General features: G+C 44.8%; 1 protein-coding gene. It reads right to left on the bottom strand.

The window, feature by feature from the left end; all coding sequences use genetic code 11:
* Positions 1-87: 87 nt before the first annotated feature.
* Positions 88-576 (bottom strand): hypothetical protein (locus AC6R19_RS22785; protein ID WP_500582161.1); only part of this gene is annotated, 489 nt, incomplete at its 5' end.

The following is a 576-nucleotide window of genomic DNA, read 5'->3' as shown; positions in this document are numbered from 1 at the left end:
ATAACCGTGATCTTGCCAAGCCGTTTAAATGGACAAAGGGCGCCGACACAATACTGGCCTCAGTGCAACGAGCCAAAAATATGTTACCTAATTAACCGCATGGTCCACTAGCGAAAAGTAGGACGCTGCTAGACCTGCGTAAAAATCTCTGTATAGCACAACTCCCAAAGTGAAACCGGCTATTATTGACAAACCAGAAAGCCAGAAGAAGTTCAATCTTTTTAGATATCCTAAAATCATCCAAGCTGGAATTCCTAATAGAAATGTTCCTACATATGAAAACCCGAACCCCCAAAGAGCAACCATAAATACTAGCAGAATTTCGCTAAAGAACTTAGTAATACCTAAGCCAAATAGATAAACAAAAAACATTGCTACAAATACTGCTGGAAAAACAGCCAGCGGAGAAAAAACTGCAACTTTTACAGAGACCTTTAATAGCTGGGAAAAAAACTTCATAGCTTTAACGCCGCCAGCAGCGGCGGCCGTAGCGTTTTTTGCGCGAAGCGCATTGCGTAGGCCGTCCGGCGGAGGCGCGCAGCGCCGGAGCGTACTGACTGGCCTTGTTAACCATGG

Source organism: Microbulbifer sp. SE14, from assembly GCF_059834885.1.
Note: the sequence above shows the minus strand (reverse complement) of the source record. Positions and strands in the feature narration are given on the sequence as shown.